Source organism: Oceanobacillus sp. M60 (assembly GCF_053839645.1).
The window spans coordinates 382,941-403,772 of the sequence record NZ_JBSSNH010000004.1 but is presented as its reverse complement, the minus strand read 5'-3'; the positions used below and the strand labels follow the sequence as shown (position 1 = coordinate 403,772).

Genomic DNA, 20,832 nt, shown 5'->3' with positions numbered 1-20,832 from the left:
CTTCAACATTTTGCTGTTAAACCGCTCGTATGCTGTGATGCAATATCTAAATTTTAGCACGAACGATGAGGTCGTCCATAGCTTTTTTACTTTCATATTTTATTCTTTCTTCATCCAGAGTCAATACTTCTCTATTTTTCATTAAAATACGCCCATTTACAATCACATCTGCAACGTCATTGCTGTTCGCGGATTCAATTAATGTATTGGTCAGCTGGTGGGTCGGTTCGATATGCGGCTGATCGGTATTGATTAAAATCATATCCGCTTTCTTGCCGACTTCAAGCCTTCCGAACTGTTCCTCCTGCAGCATGGCTTTTGCACCGCCAAGTGTCACCATCTCCAGGATGTTTTTAGATGGCATCACCACGGGATCAAAAATCGGAACCCCCCAAAAGGTGCGCATAAGGGATTTGAAAACCTTCATTTGATCGAATAAGCTTAATCCGGAATGGGCAGAGCCGTCTGTCCCTAAGCCAATACTTACGCCCTTTTGCATAAGGCTTGGAGACTTGGTAAATCCTTTTCCTGCATTACTGATAGGGCTGTGAGCTACCTTACTGTCGTATTTCTGAACGAGATCCATCTCATTCTCGGATAAGAGGATACTGTGCGCACCTAAGAATTTTTCGTCCAGCACGCCTAATGATTCTAAATATTCATATGGACGCATTTGAAAGTTTTCTAAGCAATAGCTGATTTCATTTGGATATTCATTCATATGTGTCTGCATGCCTGTTCCGGCTGCATTTGCTGTTTCATAGACCTTCTGAATTAATTCAGGTGTACAGGTAATAAGCGATCGTAATGAATACCACACGTGGATTCGTCCATCTGCTTTTCCATGATAAGCATCAAACAGGTCTGTATTTCTTTGAATATTATGTTTCATTGTTGTTTTCATCGATTCTGGAATGGCAGCGCCTGTATCCATTGTAGAGCAGGTAAGCACACCACGTAATCCGGAGGCTTCCACAGCTTCTGCAACCTTGTGCATATAGCTTCCACCTGCATCAACAAAGCCTGTCGTACCAGCCTTCAGCATTTCTAAGCAGCTCAGTTCTGCGCTGATTGCTACATCTTCTTCCCGGAGGTTACTTTCAAATGGAACCATGATACGTGTCCAAATCATTGGATATTCATCTGAAATTCTGCCCCGCAGAAGCTGTTGATTTGTATGCGTATGTGCATCAATCAAACCTGGCATGACAAGTTTACCTTTTCCGTCTATGGTTTCTTTCGCATCATAGGTTTGTGTAAGTTCTTTTTCGATAGCAATAATCTTTTGATCCTTGATAACGATATGTTGCTCGTGAATTACTTCAAAATCTGGGGTTAACATAGAACAGTTTTTAATCAGTATATCTGCATGCATTGTTATTTCTCCTTTAGGACACGTTGAAAAAGACTGTGTGAACAGCCTTCTCAACATGGTTAGTATAAGTGTAAATAGATTTTTAAGTTTTCTTTTAGCTTAAAAAGCGTTTGTAACTGTTAAAAATACTTGAGCAAAGACTGCTTGAAGCAGGAAAGTTCCAGTAAATACAAATACGGCGATAATGACCATTTTCCAGCTTTGACTCATAAATGCTTTAAAATCAAGTCCAATTCCAGCCAGTGTACCCACAACAGTGATGGGTGCTGTAAAAGAAATTAAAGAGGTATAGTAAATAATCGGGTCCGAAATCGGTGAAATCGGGCTGGCTAACAGTAAACCAGTTAAAGCAACATACACCACGGCAGGTATTTTTAAAGGAATGAGCTTGGCGATGAATATACCGATAAATGCAATGCTGGATAAAATCAATACACCAGGAATGGACTCTAAAATGGAAATATCATTTTGAAAAAAGTTCGCAATAATGGTTGTCAGGACGGATGTGAATAAAAGGGAAATCGTCCAGTCTTTCATGCTCATATTCATTGTGAAATCCTGCTTTCTACAGATGTTTTAGGGCTGTGATTTTTATTTCTCCGTCCAATTTTAGGCTCTAACCAGCCATACATTTTGTTGACAAGCGGCAAGGAAATAAACAGCGTAAAGTAAATTCCGGTAATTGCTGATAGCATATCGCTCATCCCGGCCAGCATGATGATTTGATCCGCATAGGCCGGATAAATGGTCGCCAGCGTACTGGAGGCGGCGGCCATCATTACACCGCTGCCGATACCGCATGCCATTGCCAAGGCTAATGGGTGGAAGAAATCAAATGATGCAACAATACTTGCTAATAAACCAAGATAGGTTGTACCAATCAGAAATCCAATAATATAGATAGAAAGGGAGCCGCGGGCTTCGGGAGAGTTTGCTCCATACTTACTGCAAATCAGTCCATAATCCTTATCACGGTTGGTAGAGCTTGTTGCGCCGATGGATTCTCTTTTAAGACCAAGGAGCAGCGCAATTGGAAGAGCAAATAACATCGTTCCAATGGTTCCGAATTCCTGAAAAACGAGTGCTGGGCCAACGTTAACAAGCTCAGGGAGGTTAGACCCTGCCATGACCCCGATTTTTGCCATAAATGGAGAGATGGCAACAAGAACGAGCTGCGATGCTTTTTTTGCTTCTTTCTTTTTAAGGAATTTGAGTACATCTTTACCGAATAGGATACTGATAATAATGGCGAATAACATGGGATAAAGCACGATTAATGCTGAACCGACATTAAATTGGATTGTCCCGATAAGTTCAGCGATAAGGACTATGCCAAATGCAATCGCATAGAGCCGGTAATTTTCCTTGAGATGTCCAATGATCGTTGTTTTTTGAGGTGCTTTCTCCATAGTGTGTTTTCCTCCTAAGATGTAATGCCAAATCAATGCTGATGCAAATAAAAAAACGCTAGTAAGCTTCTTCTACTAGCGTTCCAGTTTGGCATATGAAAAACACAAAAAAGACCAACGTAAACAGGTTAGAACACGCACTTCGGCAGATTTCCTGAGAAGGGGACGCTTCCGATGCTGAAAAAGAATGAAAAGCATCCATTATTTTATCAGCAACGGCTACCTGTTAGATGAAAAAGATAATTCTTATCTGATTGATCATTTGTGATTTTCCATAGTCAAACCATTTACGGTAGTTTGGTAGAAACTTTTGGACCATATTTCCAACTTTATATGGATAATCAAAATACGAATGTTAAATTGTTTTCTTTGTTTAATGTTCGTGTATTAGTAACTTACCTCAATATGATAAGAATGTCAAAGGTTTTTTTATGGGAAATAGATTGAAGTTTTACATTTCATCACAAAAATATAGAATAAGATTAGTTAGAGAAGAAAAAAATTTAAATCCCCCGTATCTTTTTACCGTAGAAAATCGTTTATATTATTGAGAAGCGTAAAAGGAGTGAGTGGCATGTGCGCTAGGCCTAGCACAAATCGAAATGAAGAAGATATAATCGTTCACACGGTGTATCCTCAGCTTTCCCATTACTGCTTTTTCCTGTCTCCAAACAAGTGGGATGGAGAAGAATTAGTGCAGGAAAGTCTGAAGAAAGCACTGATAAGCTATGGAGACCCGAGTTCCTGGAATGTTACGTTGCTGAAGAAAATAGCTTATCATGTCTGGATTGATACAAAGCGAAGGAAAACAGCTGAAACAGAGCATGTCGTGAAAGAGAAATCAGAACAAGAAAGTCATTATGAGGAAATCGAGGCGTTGGTGACAAAACTGCTTTCTTTCATGACAGTGAAACAATGTATGGTGTTTCTGTTGAAGGATGTCTTCCAATATCAGATCAACGAAATTGCTGAGAATTGCGGTATGTCTGATACAGCAGTAAAGGCGATGTTGAACAGGGCTAGAAAACAGATACAGAACATGAAAGAGGAAGAAGCGTTGGTTTCCGCCGATGAAATCGCTTATGAGAATACCGCAGAAAGCTTTGTTCAAGTAGTTGTTTATGTTATTAAAGGAAATGATCCTGCTAAATTAATGGAGTTGATTCCAGGCATCTTTATGTCAGGTTATCCGGCACATAAATTGCGTCATCAAACACATCGCCCTTCTTCTTGCGCTCTCTCGTTGGCAGCGTAGTCTGTCATTATTCATGCGTTTACAGGGAGGATGCAGATGAATACAGTTCCTTATGTTATTGAACAGTCAGGCCGCAGTGAGCGGTCTTATGATATCTTTTCCAGGTTGTTAAAGGACCGGATTATTATGATTAGTGATGAAGTGAATGACCAGATGGCAAACAGTATTGTTGCACAGCTGTTATTTTTAGCTGCAGAGGATGCGGAAAAGGATATTTCTATATATATCAATAGTCCTGGAGGCTCTACTTCTGCAGGCTTTGCCATTTTTGATACGATGCAGTTTATAAAACCAGATGTGCGTACGATCTGCACAGGTTTAGCTGCTTCGATGGGAGCATTGCTATTGCTGTCTGGAACGAAAGGGAAACGTTTTGCACTTCCAAACAGTGAAATCATGCTTCATCAGCCGCTTGGAGGAGCGCGCGGGCAAGCGACCGAAATTGATATTTCAGCGAAGCGGATTATCAAGCTCCGGGAAAAATTGAATCATATTATTGCGCAGCATTCCGGCCAGCCTGTGGAGAAGGTGGAGGCGGATACAGAAAGAGATTATTTCTTAAGTGCAGAAGAGGCAAAAGAATACGGTTTGATTGATAAAATTATTTAAATGAAAAGCGGGCTGTCCATGGAAGTTATGGCAGCTCGCTTTTGCTATGCAAGCATAAATCAATACGTCAGGGAGGATGTTGCGAATCAACCATCGTTATGCTAGGATGAATGTAATTAATAGGGAGGAGGGATTCTTTTGATCGATAACCAATCTTTGCATCGCTAATGCAGAAGCTTCAGACTCGAGACACGATATGTGCCCAGATGAAGGATTGGTCTATCTTTTTTTAGAATCCCTATACGGTTAAAGGTAAGTGTAGGGGTGGAATCTGTCTGCCCCTGCTTTTTTAGTTTTAAGAGTATTCTTCACTGACGGGCATGTATAAAAGTAGAATAAAAAGAAGGATGTGGCAGATGTGGATAAACAAACTGTATCAGAATTAGCTCACAAATACGGGTTAGAATTGAAAGAGGATTCTATCCGCTTTAATGAATCCGGATTGGATTTTCTCGCTGCTTTTGCAGAGGATTCAGATGGAGCGGAATGGGTCTTAAGAATACCGAGACGCGATGATGTGATGGGAAGAACAGTCGATGAAGGGAAAGTGTTAGCGTTCGTTCATCAGCATGTATCCTTTCAGGTTCCTGTCTGGTCCATTTATGAAGAGGATGTAATCGCCTATAAAAAATTGAGCGGGGTTCCAGCAGGCACGATTGATCCAGAAATTCAAAACTATGTCTGGGAAATGGATATTGAAAACATACCTGAAGCCTTTCACCAGAGCCAGGGAGCGGTTTTAGCATCTTTACACACAGTTCCTGTAAAAGACGCAGAAAAAGCTGGAATTCCTGTCCAAACGGCAGAGGAAGCAAAGGCCTCCATGAAAGAACGAATGGAAAAGGTAAAGAAACATTTTGGCGTGGCTGATGCCCTTTGGAATCGCTGGCAGGACTGGTTGAATAATGATGAAGTATGGCCAAAGCAAACAGGATTGATGCATGGTGATATGCATGCCGGCCATATGATGATCGATAACGATTCAAGGGTTATTGGTTTAATTGACTGGACAGAAGCGAAAGTAACAGATGTTTCCAATGATTTTGTCTTCCAATATAAAGCATTTGGAGAAGATGCGCTGGAGAAGCTTCTTCATCACTATAAAGAAGCTGGAGGTATTTACTGGCCAAGAATGAAGGAGCATATCATAGAGCTGGATGCTGCGTATGCTGTAGCGATTGCGGAGTTTGCGATTGTTTCTGGTGTGGAGGAATATGAGCAGATGGCGAAGGAAGCGTTGGGTGTTGGAAGATAAATATAAGGATAATCACGTCTAACTTTGAGCGATAGATTCATTTTAACCCGAAGAACTGAATTTATTTCGCTTCCATAGTAATAAGGTTATTCATGTGAAAATGACTTGTTTTTAAATATGTAAATAGGGTATACTATCAGTAGAAAGACATATAATTAAAAGACCGTTCCATGCTGGTACATGAAACGGTCACAATAGACTGAACCCCATCAAGAGGGGCTAGGTAGCGGGAAAAATAATCCCTCACTTTCCTACGACAAGGCATGAGGGATTATTTTTTATGGTCTTTATCAGACATGATGAACGCTATTAACATCCCAAAAGATATCATTAGCGTTAACACGCTTTCTAGATCCATAGGCAAACACCTCCCTCCCTAGGAAGTCTCCTAATAAAGACTACCGACAGGACGACAAGTGCTACCATAACCCTCATGTGAAGCCAGCTTATTGATGCAACTATTATAACACAAGTTAATTATCTAACAGATAGAATGGTTATATTTTTAAGAAGGAATAGTATAAAAAACTGTAAGTCTGATAACTCTCGGCGGAAGCAAGATGCTTCGTCGTTTATTTGCATTTTCATAAGGGAATATTAAAAATAAACGAAAGCGAAAAGAGGTGCTGCTGAATGGTTCAATTAGGAAAAAAAGAATTGTTTCCAATTGGAATGGGAACCTGGCATATGGGAGATTATCCAGAAAAAAGGAAGCAAGAAATAGAAGCCCTAAGATACGGAATGGAAAGCGGCATTGAAGTAATTGATACGGCGGAAATGTACGGGGAAGGAAATTCAGAAAACCTTATTGGCGAGGCGATTCAAGATGTAAAGAGGGAGGATATTTACCTGATTTCCAAGTTCTATCCGTTTCATGCACAGGAGCCGGATTTGGAGCGCTCGCTGGAGAATTCATTGAAACGGCTAGGTACAGATTATCTGGATTTATATTTATTGCATTGGAAAAGCAGTACACCACTGGAGGAAACAATCGAATCGCTTGAAAAGTATGTAAAGGACGGGCGCATTCGTGCGTGGGGTGTTTCCAATTTCGATACAAAAGACGTTGAAGAAATGAGGCAGACTGCTGGCGGGGAAAACAGTACTGCGAATCAAGTATTATATAATATAGCGAGCAGAGGGATTGAATATGGTTTACTGCCGATGCAGAGAGAAAAGGGATTGCCAACCATTGCCTATTCCCCAACTGCGCAAGGGGATACGAGAGGCGATAAAATCACATCGAACAAAGTCCTGCAAAAGATAGCAAAGCATCATGATGCAACTGTATTTCAGGTGATGCTGGCATGGACGATTCGTCACGATGATGTACTGGCTATCCCGCAATCCAGTGATAAAAAGCATATTCAGGAAAATATAGATGCCGCATCGATAAAGCTTTCTGAAGAAGAGCTGCAGCTCATTGAAAAAGAATTTCCTGCGCCGAAGCGGAAGATGCCGTTAGATATTATCTGAGGCCGGCTGCCCGTTCTTTAATGATGATAGGAAAAGAAACCAATGAAAAACCCGGATAAGTTCGGATTTTTTCATTGGTTTCTATTTTCACTATAATAATCCATCTCTGACCATTTGTAAGATGTCGCTGTCTGCTTTAAGTATATCTTCTTCTGCGCGGGAGGCGATATTCTCTGCTGTTTGTTGCGCCTTCGAGATTTCCTCTTTTTCATGGATGGTTAAGATTTGTTTATTTTCCATAATTACTTTCCCATCAATGATGGCTGTATCTACTTCGTCTCCTCTTGCGGAATATACCAGGTTTGGAACGATATTACGAATGGGCTTGGTTAGCACAGGATAGAAGGCAGGAGCAGTTAAATCTACTAAGATGATATCTGCTTTTTTCCCGCTGCGCAGACTTCCCACTTCATGATCGATGCCCATGACTTTAGCAGCTTCAATGGTAGCCATCCGAAGTGCTTGTGTGGCATGGAAGGCTTGCGGATTTTTATATTTTACTTTGTTCAATATGGCTGCAAATTTCATTTCGTTGAACATGTTATTGCTGTTGTTTCCTGGTGCTTGATCTGATCCTAAGCAAGCTGTTCCTCCGGCATCTAGAAAATGCTGTACGGGCGGGACCATTCCATCGATGATGCCAATACTTCCAGCACAGTAAATCATACTGGCACCGCTTTTGGCTATAAATGCAGTCTCTTCGTCTGTGGCCTCGGTAAGATGTACCGCAATTAATCGCTCATTTAAGAAATCATGCTCATCCAGAAATTCAATACTTCTTTTTCCATAACGTTTTTCCATCTGATTGATTTCCCGGTCACCCTGGGCTACATGCATGTGCAGCTTGGTGTCTAATTTCTCTGCGTGATTTTTTACTTCCTTCAACAACTCTAAGCTCATCATATCCGGACCATGCGGGCCAAGAATAACCGTAATGCGTCCGTCTTCTGTATCATGGTGTTTCTCATATAATTCAAGGTTTCGATTTAATTTTGTCTCCCCAATAGACGACTCAAATGTATATAATTCTCCTACTGGGAGGTCGCCGATGTTATCCGGGATTTCATTGACCAGCTCAGCGACTCGGGCACGGGCGCCGATTTTTTTATAGTTGTTTACGATGAGGTCCATTCTTCCGTCATAGTCACAAAATGTTGTGGTGCCTGCTTTTATCCCCTCGATAATATTCACCATAGAACCGATAGCACTTTCGTCAGGGCGGAGGTGTTTTTGGAATGGCCACAGGCCCTTCTGCATCCAGTTTGACATATCCTGTGCGACTCCTCTAAAGATAGCAATGCCTGTATGGATATGCGCATCAATAAAGCCTGGCATAATTAACTTGTTTGCAGCATCAATATGTCTTTCAGCTGTATATTCCCGTAAAATTTCCTGTGTTTGTCCGACTGCTTCGATTTTATTATGTTTTATGGCAACTGCTCCGTCCGCAATATAGCCGACTCCTTTTCCTTCCATTGTCATCAGGTGTCCATTGTGAATGATAATATCGACTTTCATGTGAGCAACTCCTTGTACCGTATGATTTTATGCCTTAGGAGGTCTTCTCTAAGGAAACTTTCAAATTCTCTTTCTTCGCTTTCCGATTTAAGAAATATAGAATGGATAATAATACTGCTGCCGTAATAACCATGCTTACAATGGCATTTTGTGTTAATCCTGCAGAAAGAAAACCGGTTGCAGCTGAGATTCCAATAATAATAGCATATGGTAACTGGGTTTTTACATGTTCAATATGGTCTGCCGCAGCTCCTGTTGAAGCCATGATAGTTGTATCTGATATGGGAGAGCAATGATCTCCCATTAGTCCGCCGCTTATAACCGCACCAATAGCTATTGGCAAACTGATGTCTATCGCAGCAGCCATTGGCAGGGCAATTGGCATCATAATAGAGAATACTCCCCAAGAACTTCCGGTAGCGAAAGCAATGAAAGCTCCAACCAGAAAGATAATTGCCGGGACGATAAAGGATGGCAGGTAGCTGCCGGTAATATGAGCGATATATTCTCCTAATCCCATCGTAGTGGCTATGGAACCAATCGACCAAGCCATAATAAGAATTAATGTTACAATCATTAATTTTAAAAGGCCATTGGTGAAATCTTCAAATAAATTCACTAAGGATTTGCCATAACGCAGTCTTGCATAGATAATGCCGCCAGCAGAACCGCAAATAAATCCGCTAATGATACCAAGTACAATATCTGCATTTAAAAAGGCGCCTCTAAACCCATTTTCTCCAATATTGCCTGTCCAGAAAATAACTGAAAATATGGTTCCCAGCAACAGTATCATCGGAATCAAAAAGCTGAATATATCTGCATCGTTCCTTTTATTCCCCTTTTCTGTTCCTTCGTCTTCATCCATCATCAATTTATCATGATCTCCATACAATTTCCCGGTTGTTATTGCTTTTTTCTCTGCTTGATACATGGGGCCGATATCTAAATTTAAGTTAATGACGAACAGCACGCCAATCATCGCAAAAACGCCATATAAATTATAAGGAATCATCTGTATGAACATCCCCCATGGATTATCGCTCAAGCTTAGTGCAGCTAATTGTGTGGCGATTAATCCTGTAATAAAAGGTCCGTAACTGCTGATGGGAGACATGGCGGCCATCGGGCTTCCCATGGAATCGAGTATGTATGCCAGCTTTACTCTCGAAATTTTTATTTTATCGGTAATGGGCCGGGTGACTGCTCCAAGAATTAGGACTGGTTCTGTATAAGAGAAGAGAAAAGAACTTCCCCAAACAAAATTTTGAGCCTTCCTTCTGGTATTGATTTTTTTCGTAGCAGCTTCGGCAAACGCCTGCGCAGCTCCGGTCGTGCGAAGGATATTAACAAATCCTCCTGTCGTTGTAACTAGCAGTAACAGGCTAGCATTCCATGGATCTGCGATAGAGGGAATCATGGTGTCTGTAATGGTATATGTAAAACCCACAAGCGGATTCCAACTATTGATGATGGTTGCTCCAAGCCAGACACCGATAAATAAAGATATAATCGTTTGCTTTGTTATGATGGCAATAATAATTGCGAGTATCGGAGGTAACAGCGATAAAAAACCATATTCCATATGTTCCATCTCCTTTTTGTTTATTAGCGCTTTCAATTGAGTGGTGAAACAAGCAACTGCCAGAGCGTTCAGCCAATATAACATGAAAAATGTTTGGCGTAAGCGCTTTATTTGTGCGATTGGCTGTTTGTAGAGAACGGATGTGGTTTTCCATTTTCTATAATAGTTTATAACCTTTATCTATCAGCACAAAACCTTGCGTTTGAATCAGCTTTGACCATGATTCTTTCGATTCGGCGAATCAAGAGAGTTATTTGATATGGATAGGTATGGAAGAATAATATAATCACTTCAACCAGATTTTAATCAAAAGTAAGCATTTCATTTATGTGCCTGCTGATAATCTTTCTTCATTCTCCGTTCCCCAAAGCGTATATTTTATAATTATATAGGAGGCGTAATTGATTGTATAGTGTTTATTTTTTGAATATTTATTAATTATTTTAGGTAAATCATATTTTAATTGAAACAGTGAACGCAATGTGATAGTCAATGGGAGCGACTAAACATTCAGTTGAAGGGCAGAGAGGCAAGTTTTTAAATAACATAGTAAAAAGTATTTCAAGAGCATTGCAGCTGATTAAAAACCTTTGCTGAAGCGGAAAATGTCACTAGAAATGATGTAGGCTTTAAATTTTTTTCAAAAAAAATGATTAGTTTTATGTGAGTCGGGAAGACATCTAGCATTTTATAGGAGGTAGTTAAGATATGACATTCGTAAAATCTTATACAAACGATGAAATGTTAGAAAAAGATGTGAACAAGCTAAAGGATAATAACATCAGCTCCAATAATATTTTCATCCTCTCTCACGATGATGATCGCACTGCACGCATTGTAAATAATACGGAAGCATCCGGTATTGATTACAATAAGCAGGATATCGGAGGAGATTTTGAAAAACCAGGTGATGAGTTAAGAGAAAAACTCCGTGAACTGGGAGTTGCTGATGCAGATGCCCATGAATATGAAGAAGATATGGATGAAGGAAAAGTCTTTTTAATTGTAAAAGATGAATCAGCGAAAAGTATTGTGGGTTAACTGTAAGCCACAATAAACGAAGCAGTTAAGCATAAATCCGGACCAATCCTAATCTCTATGGAAAAGGGAGGGGTCCGGATTTTGGTGTTTTAAAGAAGGACTTTTCTATGTGATAACTCTTAAATATCTTCCATGTTAATTATTTCAGGCGTATCAAAGTTATCACTATTCATGATTTTAATTTGTTCAGGGATGAGTTTGAGAACAGTTAAATCAGGGTCATTTTTAGAATCAAAGTACGCTTTATCCTGTGTTTCCCATAACCAGTCAATGGTTTCTTGATTATTAATAACCTCGACCTTGGCTCTGATTTCTAAGAAGCTTTTATTTTTTGTTTCTTCGTATCCCAGTAAAATATGCGCCTGTGGGTTGCTTTCCACTTCTTCTACCTTTGGAGAATCCTCATCTGTTTTTGTGTATAATACCGCTTCATCATGGTAAAAGACCATATATCGGCTGTTTGGTACATTATTATGGGAAGTAGATAGAACGCCGACCTTTGAAATATCTAAAATCTTTTGAATTTCTTTTATTACTTTTGCTTTATTCATGTTGTCACCTCTTTTAAATGAGCTCATATAGTTTGATTCCAAGATTAAGTTTCCCTTTGCGATAAAAAGATATACGTCATCATGCAATGATTTTAAATCTTAACGTTAGAGGACTATTGTGTAAAATAGTGCAGTTTCAGCTTTAGATTATTATTTTTGAAACAACTGAGCGTCTAATATTTCCACTAATATAACAGCTGGCATTTGGCATTCACCCAAGATACTGATGACAGAACCATTGCTGAAGGACGCCGATTGTTTTAGTAAGAAATTTAATACATTTCACACGGAAGAGTTCTTGAATATTGAGAAAAGATTTACTACAAAACAGGAAATAAAACTTAAAAAAGGGTTGACAACTCCAATGATATCGCTTACATTAATAAAAAGAAATTTAAGAAAATTTGATAATTATATATTTTTTACCCTTATTGAGGAACGATGTTCCTCAATAAGGAACGAAGAGTGTTTAGAGGAAGGTGGATATTAATTGGATGTTGTAACAATTGGTGAAACAATGATTTTACTTTCAACTAATACAAGATTAAGGTATGCTAATAATTTTTCAATGGGAATAGGGGGGGCTGAAAGCAATGTAGCTATCGGGTTAGCACGATTAAATCATAAAGTCGGTTGGATTAGTCGTTTAGGTAATGACGAGTTTGGTAAATATATTCTTTCTGTTATTCGTGGGGAAGGGGTAGATATTAGCAAAGTTCAATTTGATAACCAGGCACCTACTGGAATTTATTTCAAAGAATTAAGAAAACCTAATGATGTACGAATTCAATATTATCGAAAAGGTTCTGCTGCAAGTAAGATGGATAAAAATGATCTCGATAAGAACTATATTAAACGTGCCACATACCTTCACATAACAGGTATTACCCCAGCCTTAAGTGATAACTGTTACAAAATGATTTTAGAAGCAATTTCAATTGCTAAACTTCATGGAGTTAGCGTTGTATTTGATCCCAACTTAAGAAAGCAATTATGGAAAGAAGATAGAGCAAAAAAGATTTTACTAGAAATTGCATTACAATCAGATATATTTTTACCTGGTTTAAACGAAGGAAAGTTCCTAACAGGATATGAAAATCCTAAAGATATCTGTGAGTATTTTACAAATTTAGGTGTATCTACAGTGGTAGTTAAAGCAGGAAAAGATGGAGCTTACTTGATGTGCGATAAAGTTTTTAAGCATATAAAGGGTATTAAAGTTGATGATGAAGTTGACCCTGTAGGGGCAGGTGATGGATTTGCCGCAGGGTTCCTATCTGGTTTAATTGATAAACTTTCTACAGAGGAAGCTGTTAAAAGAGGTAATGTGATTGGTGCTTTTGTTATAACTCAACATGGAGATGTGGAAGGCTTACCTGATAAACAAGAAATACATGATTTCCTTTCAGATAAGGAAGAAGATGTGAGAAGGTGATCATAAGAGGAGGGCTAGAGTGAATACATTTGAAAAAATAAAAGACACTGGAATTATAGCAGTATTAAGAAATTTAGATCCAGATAATGCAATTGAAGTAGCCAAAACATTGGTTAATAACGGTGTAAATGTATTAGAAATAACAATGGAAACTCCTAATGCTATTTCCATCATTGAGAGTATAAATTCAGAATTTCAAAAGACTGCTGTAGTAGGAGCGGGGACAGTTTTAGACACTGAGACAGCACGAACAGCAATTATCGCAGGAGCGCAGTTTATATTTTCACCTACTGTCAACATAGAGACGATTCGGATGACAAAGAGGTATGGACTGGTTAGTATACCAGGAGCCCTAACTCCTACAGAAATTTTAGAAGCATATGAGAATGGGGCAGATGCAGTAAAGGTTTTTCCTGTGAGAACGCTTGGCCCAAGTTATTTAAAAGATATAAAAGGACCATTGCCCCATATTCCTCTTGTTCCTACTGGAGGCATAGACATTCATAATATTCAAGAATATTTCGAAGCTGGTGCGGTAGCTGTTGGAGTTGGAAGTTCATTGGTTGATTTACGTTTGAAAAATGAACCCGTTTTTTTTAAGAATATTGAGATGAAGGCGAAAGATTTCGTTCATAACTTTCGTAATTTTAAAAATAAAGAAAGTGAGTGATGGGTTTGGAATTATCAGACACATCTAAAAATTATCCTGCTTCTGTGATTCGCAAAATGTTTGAATTAGCTAATGACTATGAAGGAGTAATTAAACTTACAGTTGGGGAACCAAACTTTGAGACTCCTGATCATATTAAAAAAGCGGCGAAAGTTGCTATTGACAAAGGATATACTAAATACACTTCGAATGCAGGTTTAGCCCAATTAAGGGAAGTAATTGCAGAAAAATATACAGAGAGTTTAAAAAGAAATATAAGTAAAGACCAAGTAATGGTTACAACTGGAGGGATGGAGGGGATTTTATTAGCTTTATATGCCACAGTTAATCCAGGAGATGAAGTTCTAATAACCAATCCCGGTTACCCAAATTATATAGGACAAATCGAAATGCTTGGTGCTAAAGCTGTACCTGTAAAGGTTTTAGAAGAAAATAAATTTAAATTACAAGCAAAAGATGTAGAAAAAGCAATTACTATCAATACTAAAGTACTTATTTTAAATTCGCCAAGTAATCCTTTAGGAACAGTGTTGGAAGAGAAGGAAATAAGAGAACTAGCAAAAATAGTAAAAAAATATAACCTATATGTTATTTCAGATGAAGTCTATGACAAAATAATATATGATGGAAAGCTTCACTTTAGTATGGCAGAAATAAAAGAAGTAAAGAATCAAGTTATTGTGGTAAACAGCTTGTCTAAAACATATGCAATGACAGGCTGGAGAGTTGGGTTTGTGATAGGAAACGAAGAAGTGATATCTGTTATGCCAAAATTACAAGAAGGTATAGTTTCTTGTATTCCAGAATTTATACAAATGGCTGCAATAGAAGCAATGACAGGTTCCCAAACGATTATAGAGAAGATGGTTAAAGAATATTCATGGAAACGTCAGCTCGTTTATGAGAGTTTGAATCATATTCCGGGTATTTCCTGTATAAAAACTGAAGGTGCTTTCTATGCATTTGCAAATACAAAACAGTTTTCTGAATCATCTGAGTGTTTTGCGATAAAATTACTTAAAAATGCAGGTGTAGCTGTGGTTCCTGGTTCAGCATTTGGAAGCATGGGTGAAGGGTATTTGAGATTATCCTTTGCATGTGGAGAAGAGGAATTAGAAAAAGCTATATATCGTTTAGAACGATATATAGTGAACAATTATTAATTTGAAAATCTTATAAATATCCCCTTTAGTTAATAATAAGCTGATTATTGTATGATAAATTAAAGATAGTATGTATTTAGGAGGGGATCAATTTGGCAATAATTCAATCAGTAGAACGTTCACTTATCATTTTAGAAAAGTTATCAAAGAACCCTAAAGGTATGGGAATAACAGAACTAGCGAATCAGTTGGATGTAGCTAAAAGCACAACACACAGGCTATTGACTACGCTTATGAACAAAGGATTTGTTATACAAGACGAAGAAACAAAGAACTATATATTAGGAATGAAAATTATAGAATTATCAAGTTTAATGCTGGAGGATATGAATATAAGATCTATCGCAAAAAAAGACCTTGAAGAATTAGGGCAAAAAATTAATGAAGTAGTTCATTTGTGCATTCATGAAAATGGAGAAGTTGTTTACATTGATAAATTTGAGAGCGACCAGACGATAAGAATGCATTCAAAAATTGGAAATAGAGGAATGATGCATAGCACAGGGGTAGGTAAGGTTATTTTATCTGGCATGACAGATGAGCAAGTACGAAATATTATCACAGCAAAAGGGATGCCTGCTAAAACACATCGCACGATTACAGATGAAGAAATATTAATTAAAAGATTAAATAAGATTAGAGAGTTGGGATATGAGATTGATGATATTGAAAATGAAGATGGAATACGTTGTGTAGCAGCTCCAATATATGATTACAGAGGGAAAATGATTGCTGCATTTAGTGTTTCGGGTCCTGAAAATAGGATGCGATTAGAACGTATAAAATCTGAACTGGTAGATTTAGTATTAGAAACTAGTAAAAACATATCTTGGAAAATGGGATATACCGGGTAAAGAAAGCATTGATCAAATATATATGCGCAACGACGAATAAATCATGATATTTTCAAGAAAATGGTTCTTGAGTTTAAAGGAAGCACTATTATTAAAATTTTCTTTACAGGAGGCAGATTAAATGAGGGTTTATAAAAAATTAGAGAAATTAGGAATTGAATTGCCTGATGCGCCTAAACCTGCTGCGGTTTATGTTCCTGCTAAAAGGTTTGGTAATTTAGTATATACTTCCGGACAAGATTGCAGAAAGGAGGGAAAACTAATATATGAAGGGAAAATAGGAACTGATCTATCGATAGAGCAGGGATATGAGGCGTCAAGACAAGTAATGATTAACTGTTTGGCCGTCTTGCAAGAAGAAATAGGAGACTTAAACAAGATCAAGCAAGTTGTAAAATTACTAGCTTTTGTTAATTCTGCACCAGGTTTTGTTGAGCAGCCTTATGTTATTAATGGCGCTTCTGAATTTTTGGTTGATGTGTTTGGAGAAAAAGGAAAACATGCTAGGAGTGCATTAGCTTCTAATGAACTTCCATTTAATACACCAGTTGAAATTGAAATGATTGTCGAATTGGAAGATTAATTATTTTTAATCACTTAAGTGAGCAATTTAAACATATTTAATAGAATGGTGTTCTTTATTATGGAACTTAGGAGGGTCCAGATGAAAAAAACTGTAAAGATTTTGTTATTTACACTGTTAACACTTGTCTTGGTCGCATGCGGAAATGATACTAATGGGGATGCAGAAGGTTCAGGAGATAATGATGAAACTTATGAGTGGAATTTAGGATTTAACACAGCTGAAGATTCTGTTAGAGGAGTAGCTGCAGAAACCTTTAAGGAAATTGTTGAGGAAGAAACAGATGGGAGAGTTTCAATAAGTATTTATGCTGGGGAAACACTTGGTTCGGAAGCAGAAATGTTGGAACAAGTTAATTCAGGTGCATTAGCAATGCAGTTGGCTGGTGGAGGTGGAATGCAGAATTATATTCCAGAATATTCAGTACTAGCTTTGCCTTTTATGGTAGAAGACTTTGATGAAGCATATGCTGTCCTTGATGGTGAGATAGGTGATGAATTACGGGGATTGGCAGAAGAACAAGGATTTAAAGTACTTGCTCATACAGATCTTGGGTTTGCGCAAATAACGAATAATGTAAGACCAATAAGTATGCCGGAAGACTTAGCTGGAGTTCAAATCAGAAGTCCTGAAGAGCCAACTTCCATTGAGGCATTCACGCAATTAGGTGCAAATGTATCAACTATGGCATTTACAGAGGTTTATATGGGTCTACAGCAAGGAGTTATTGATGGGCAGTTTAATCCCTTAGATGCGATTTATGAGAATAATATTCACGAAGTACAAGATTATTTAACTTTGACAAACCATTTCTATTATCATGTTAATTTTATTATGAATAATGATTTATTTAATAGTTTAGATTCTGAACTGCAAGAAATTGTTCTAAACGCAGCGGAAGAGGCTGAGAAAGCATCGAGAGAATATACACAGGAAAAAGATGAAGAAATGCTGTCTATTCTCGAGGATGAGTTTGAAGATATAGTTACAGATCCAGACCTGGAAGCTTTTCAGGAGGCTATAGATTATGAAGCATTCCACGAATTTGTAGGTGGAGATATTATTGAGAGAACCCAAGAATTTTTAGATGATTATAGAGCTAATTAAAATTTGATCACACTTTGGCTGAATATAGCTTATTCGGCCAAAGATGGGTTTCAATAAGGAGAGATTTAAAAATGATATCAAAGTTGAAACCAATTATTGATGGAATATTCAAAATTCTGCTCGGTGCTTCTAATATATTATTAGTGATTTTAACATTACTTGTAGCTTTTGAAGTTCTTAGCAGGGCCTTATTTAATACTTCTTTAATTTTTGTAACACCGTTAACAGGAGTAGTTTTCCCCTGGATGGTATTTTTAGCAATTGTTGGTGCAAATAGAAACAACGAGCATATTTCCGTTAATTTCTTGTTAAATAAACTTCCTTCTAAGACTAAAAAAGGTGTTAAATTGATTAATAAGTTAGTGATGCTTTTTTTCTCAGTATTGATGTTATTTTCAAGTTATAGATTATCGAATGATGTGGCAAACATTATGGAACCAATCATTAATGTTTCGAGATTTTGGCTATACTTTTCCATGGTTGTATCATTTGCCGGTAGTTCCTTAGTAATAATAGCACAGATTGTTCAAATTATATTGAATAAAGACAAGGAGGAGGAGCTCGATGATTTGGTTAATGATAATTAGTTTTTTCCTTCTCATCGTAATTGGAACTCCAATTGCGTTTGCAATGGGTGCTTCATCGATTTTTTTCATTTTGGTTGAAGGGATTCCGCTTTCTACTGTGGCACAGAGATTCTTTTCTAATACTCAATCCTTCGCTTTTCTGGCAGTACCCTTTTTTGTATTAGCTGGGAATTTGATGGTGTATGGAGGGATAGCTCAAAAATTAATTAACGTAGCAGACTCTTTGGTTAGAAGACTCCCGGGTGGGCTAGGATGCGTATCTGTTGTGACAAGTATGGGAATGGCCGGTGTATCAGGTTCGTCAGTAGCTGATGCGGCTTCTGTAGGAAGTGTATTGATTCCAGAAATGAAGAAAAAAGGATATTCTGCTTCTTTTTCAGCGGCTATTAATGCAACTAGCTCTGTTGTAGGTATTATTATTCCACCTAGCAGTACAATGATTATTCTTGCATGGTTAGCAAACCTTTCCGTAGCAGAAATGTTCTTAGCAGGTATCATTCCTGGATTTCTAATAGGTTTTACATACCTAGCCGTCACAATTATTATAGCAATTAGAAGAGGATATCCGAAGGGTGAAAAAACTACTGTTAAGGAAATTGTTTTATCATTTGTAAATGCTTTATGGGCATTATTGTTACCGCTAGTTTTAATAGCAGTAATTGTGATGGGGGTGGCAACAGCAACTGAGGCATCTGCAGTAGCAGCGATCTATGCAGCTATAATTGCGTTTTTTGTTTATCGTTCATTAAAATGGAGAGATTTTTTAGCTGCATTAAGAGATAGTGTATATTCTACGGCGTCAGTAATGATTATTGTTTGTGCAGCTTCTATTTTCACTTGGGTATTGATTAATGAAGGAGTCCCACAATTAATATCGAATGCTTTACTTGATTCTGGGTTGCCGAACTGGACTTTATTGATAATTATGGTGTTAATTATGTTTTTATTTGGAATGGTTATGGATTTAGTACCTAACTTGTTTATTTTTATCCCAATATTTTTTCCGATTGCAACTGGTATGGGGATGGAACCTATTCAATTCTCGTTGATTATGTTGGTAACATTAGCATTAGGTCTATTTACACCTCCTGTGGGGACCACACTATTTATTTCATTACACTTAGCAAAAGTAGAAATGGAAGATACCATAAAAGATTTAATACCTTTTGGTGTAACAGGTATTGCAGTAGTAATGTTGATAACCTTTATACCCGAACTAACTTTATGGATTCCAAATTTATTCTTCTAGAGAGGAGTATGGATTTTATATGATTACCCCTTATGTGAAAATTAATTTAAATAAAGTAAAAGCCAATATTCAGTTTATGATTAATCAATTAAGAAAATATGATATTGATCATAGACCACATATAAAGCCACACAAAAATATTGAATTAGCTAAATTACAACTGGATATGGGAGCGATAGGAGTTACTTGTGCTTCTTTATCTGAGATGGAAGTCATGGTTAAAGGAGGGATAAAGAATATCCTTTTAGCTATGCCTTTAATAGGAGATGAACATTGGGAAAAGCTTTACAATGTTCTCCATAGCCATGATGTTGAGTTTATAACAATTGTTGACAGCAAACTTGGGATAGAAGGATTAGCGAAGGTGGGAGAACGTCTCGAACGCCCTCTTCATATCCTTGTGGATGTTGATAGCGGAGGTCATCGGGAAGGCATCCAATCGGAAGATGTATTATCTTTTGTGGAAGAAATAAACAGTAACCCATGGTTAACTTTTAAAGGTCTTTTTACTTACTATGGTCATATTTATCAATATGAAAATAGTTTGCATGCAAAACATGCCAAAAAAGAAGCTTCTATTCTAATAAGTGAAAGAGAAAAGCTAGAAAAACATGGTATAAAAGTGGACGTTTTATCAGGTGGATCAACTGTCTCATCCATGGAGGCTGAACAACTTGAGGGTATAACAGAATCCAGAGCAGGAAACTATATCTTTTTCGATATGAATGCGGTTCATTTAGGAATAGTAGAAATAGAACAGTGTGCACTTAAAGTTATAGCTAAAGTTGTTAGCAAGCCTTTACCCGGTAAAGCGACTATAGATGCAGGATCAAAAGCATTGACATCTGATCAGCCATTAAAAGGTGATGAATACGGCTATATATATAATAGACCCAATTTAAAGCTTCTAAAATTAAATGAAGAACATGGTTTTATTGAATATGATTCAAATAAAGAAAAATTGGAAATTGGAGATGAAATCGAAATAATTCCTAATCATGCTTGTGTTGTTCCCAATCTATTTAATCAAGTGTTTATAGATGATGGAAAAGGATTAAAATCAATAGAAGTGGATGCAAGAGGAAGAAATTATTAAAAAGGAGTCTTTCA

The 20,832-nt window shown here is 37.6% G+C and carries 20 protein-coding genes and 1 riboswitch; of the genes, 14 read left to right on the top strand and 6 right to left on the bottom strand.

Going from position 1 to position 20,832, the window contains the following annotated elements; all coding sequences use genetic code 11:
• Positions 1-46: 46 nt before the first annotated feature.
• From ACW0TQ_RS12570 to ACW0TQ_RS12560, 3 genes are all read right to left on the bottom strand, one after another.
• Positions 47-1,375, bottom strand: a complete 1,329-nt coding sequence (locus tag ACW0TQ_RS12570; protein ID WP_368901026.1) for an amidohydrolase family protein — start codon at positions 1,373-1,375, stop codon at positions 47-49.
• Between the two features lie 99 nt (positions 1,376-1,474).
• A complete protein-coding gene (locus ACW0TQ_RS12565; RefSeq protein WP_332094047.1) occupies positions 1,475-1,924 on the bottom strand; it encodes a hypothetical protein in 450 nt (149 codons plus the stop codon).
• A complete protein-coding gene (locus ACW0TQ_RS12560; protein ID WP_332094048.1) occupies positions 1,921-2,784 on the bottom strand; it encodes a DUF3100 domain-containing protein in 864 nt (287 codons plus the stop codon). The genes ACW0TQ_RS12565 and ACW0TQ_RS12560 overlap by 4 nt, the downstream gene beginning before the upstream one ends.
• 255 nt (positions 2,785-3,039) lie before the next feature.
• A riboswitch (purine riboswitch) is annotated at positions 3,040-3,141 on the bottom strand.
• Between the two features lie 217 nt (positions 3,142-3,358).
• Here ACW0TQ_RS12560 and ACW0TQ_RS12555 point away from each other — a divergent pair.
• From ACW0TQ_RS12555 to ACW0TQ_RS12540, 4 genes are all read left to right on the top strand, one after another.
• Complete coding sequence (locus ACW0TQ_RS12555) at positions 3,359-4,039, top strand: sigma factor-like helix-turn-helix DNA-binding protein (protein ID WP_455725725.1); 681 nt, start codon at positions 3,359-3,361, stop codon at positions 4,037-4,039.
• Positions 4,040-4,075: 36 nt separating this feature from the next.
• Entirely contained in the window at positions 4,076-4,648 is a 573-nt protein-coding gene (clpP, locus tag ACW0TQ_RS12550) for an ATP-dependent Clp endopeptidase proteolytic subunit ClpP (protein WP_332094049.1), read from the top strand.
• 358 nt (positions 4,649-5,006) lie between these two features.
• Positions 5,007-5,903 carry a phosphotransferase gene (locus ACW0TQ_RS12545; protein ID WP_368901025.1) on the top strand — a complete coding sequence of 299 codons (897 nt, stop codon included), beginning with the start codon at positions 5,007-5,009 and terminating at the stop codon, positions 5,901-5,903.
• Positions 5,904-6,536: 633 nt separating this feature from the next.
• On the top strand, positions 6,537-7,379 hold the full coding sequence (locus ACW0TQ_RS12540) for an aldo/keto reductase (protein ID WP_193064444.1): 843 nt from the start codon (positions 6,537-6,539) through the stop codon (positions 7,377-7,379).
• A 90-nt stretch (positions 7,380-7,469) separates the two neighbouring features.
• Here ACW0TQ_RS12540 and ACW0TQ_RS12535 read toward each other — a convergent pair whose 3' ends face one another.
• Both ACW0TQ_RS12535 and ACW0TQ_RS12530 read right to left on the bottom strand, forming a co-directional pair.
• Positions 7,470-8,897 carry an amidohydrolase family protein gene (locus ACW0TQ_RS12535; RefSeq protein ID WP_212929212.1) on the bottom strand — a complete coding sequence of 476 codons (1,428 nt, stop codon included), beginning with the start codon at positions 8,895-8,897 and terminating at the stop codon, positions 7,470-7,472.
• A 34-nt stretch (positions 8,898-8,931) separates the two neighbouring features.
• Positions 8,932-10,482: a Na+/H+ antiporter NhaC family protein gene (locus ACW0TQ_RS12530; protein WP_368901023.1), complete on the bottom strand. Its 1,551-nt coding sequence runs from the start codon at positions 10,480-10,482 to the stop codon at positions 8,932-8,934.
• 708 nt (positions 10,483-11,190) lie between these two features.
• Here ACW0TQ_RS12530 and ACW0TQ_RS12525 point away from each other — a divergent pair.
• Positions 11,191-11,523: a YflT domain-containing protein gene (locus ACW0TQ_RS12525; RefSeq protein ID WP_042528966.1), complete on the top strand. Its 333-nt coding sequence runs from the start codon at positions 11,191-11,193 to the stop codon at positions 11,521-11,523.
• Between the two features lie 119 nt (positions 11,524-11,642).
• Here the strand turns inward: ACW0TQ_RS12525 and ACW0TQ_RS12520 are convergent, their stop codons facing one another.
• Positions 11,643-12,074: a pyridoxamine 5'-phosphate oxidase family protein gene (locus ACW0TQ_RS12520; RefSeq protein WP_193064447.1), complete on the bottom strand. Its 432-nt coding sequence runs from the start codon at positions 12,072-12,074 to the stop codon at positions 11,643-11,645.
• A 490-nt stretch (positions 12,075-12,564) separates the two neighbouring features.
• On the opposite strand from ACW0TQ_RS12520, the gene ACW0TQ_RS12515 reads away from it, so the two are divergent.
• From ACW0TQ_RS12515 to ACW0TQ_RS12475, 9 genes are all read left to right on the top strand, one after another.
• Entirely contained in the window at positions 12,565-13,509 is a 945-nt protein-coding gene (locus ACW0TQ_RS12515) for a sugar kinase (RefSeq protein ID WP_042528972.1), read from the top strand.
• A 19-nt stretch (positions 13,510-13,528) separates the two neighbouring features.
• Entirely contained in the window at positions 13,529-14,179 is a 651-nt protein-coding gene (locus ACW0TQ_RS12510) for a bifunctional 4-hydroxy-2-oxoglutarate aldolase/2-dehydro-3-deoxy-phosphogluconate aldolase (RefSeq protein WP_212929210.1), read from the top strand.
• On the top strand, positions 14,179-15,342 hold the full coding sequence (locus ACW0TQ_RS12505; protein WP_212929209.1) for a pyridoxal phosphate-dependent aminotransferase: 1,164 nt from the start codon (positions 14,179-14,181) through the stop codon (positions 15,340-15,342). The genes ACW0TQ_RS12510 and ACW0TQ_RS12505 overlap by 1 nt, the downstream gene beginning before the upstream one ends.
• Positions 15,343-15,434: 92 nt before the next feature.
• Positions 15,435-16,196 carry an IclR family transcriptional regulator gene (locus ACW0TQ_RS12500; protein WP_212929208.1) on the top strand — a complete coding sequence of 254 codons (762 nt, stop codon included), beginning with the start codon at positions 15,435-15,437 and terminating at the stop codon, positions 16,194-16,196.
• 121 nt (positions 16,197-16,317) lie between these two features.
• A complete protein-coding gene (locus tag ACW0TQ_RS12495; RefSeq protein ID WP_455725724.1) occupies positions 16,318-16,779 on the top strand; it encodes a RidA family protein in 462 nt (153 codons plus the stop codon).
• Between the two features lie 81 nt (positions 16,780-16,860).
• A complete protein-coding gene (locus tag ACW0TQ_RS12490) occupies positions 16,861-17,886 on the top strand; it encodes a TRAP transporter substrate-binding protein (RefSeq protein WP_042528980.1) in 1,026 nt (341 codons plus the stop codon).
• Positions 17,887-17,957: 71 nt separating this feature from the next.
• Entirely contained in the window at positions 17,958-18,473 is a 516-nt protein-coding gene (locus ACW0TQ_RS12485) for a TRAP transporter small permease (RefSeq protein ID WP_455725723.1), read from the top strand.
• The gene (locus ACW0TQ_RS12480; RefSeq protein ID WP_368901021.1) at positions 18,451-19,722 is read left to right on the top strand and encodes a TRAP transporter large permease subunit; all 1,272 of its coding nucleotides are present in this window, start codon (positions 18,451-18,453) and stop codon (positions 19,720-19,722) included. The genes ACW0TQ_RS12485 and ACW0TQ_RS12480 overlap by 23 nt, the downstream gene beginning before the upstream one ends.
• 19 nt (positions 19,723-19,741) lie before the next feature.
• Positions 19,742-20,818, top strand: coding sequence for an alanine racemase (locus tag ACW0TQ_RS12475; RefSeq protein ID WP_042528984.1), 1,077 nt, complete (start codon positions 19,742-19,744; stop codon positions 20,816-20,818).
• Positions 20,819-20,832 lie beyond the last annotated feature (14 nt).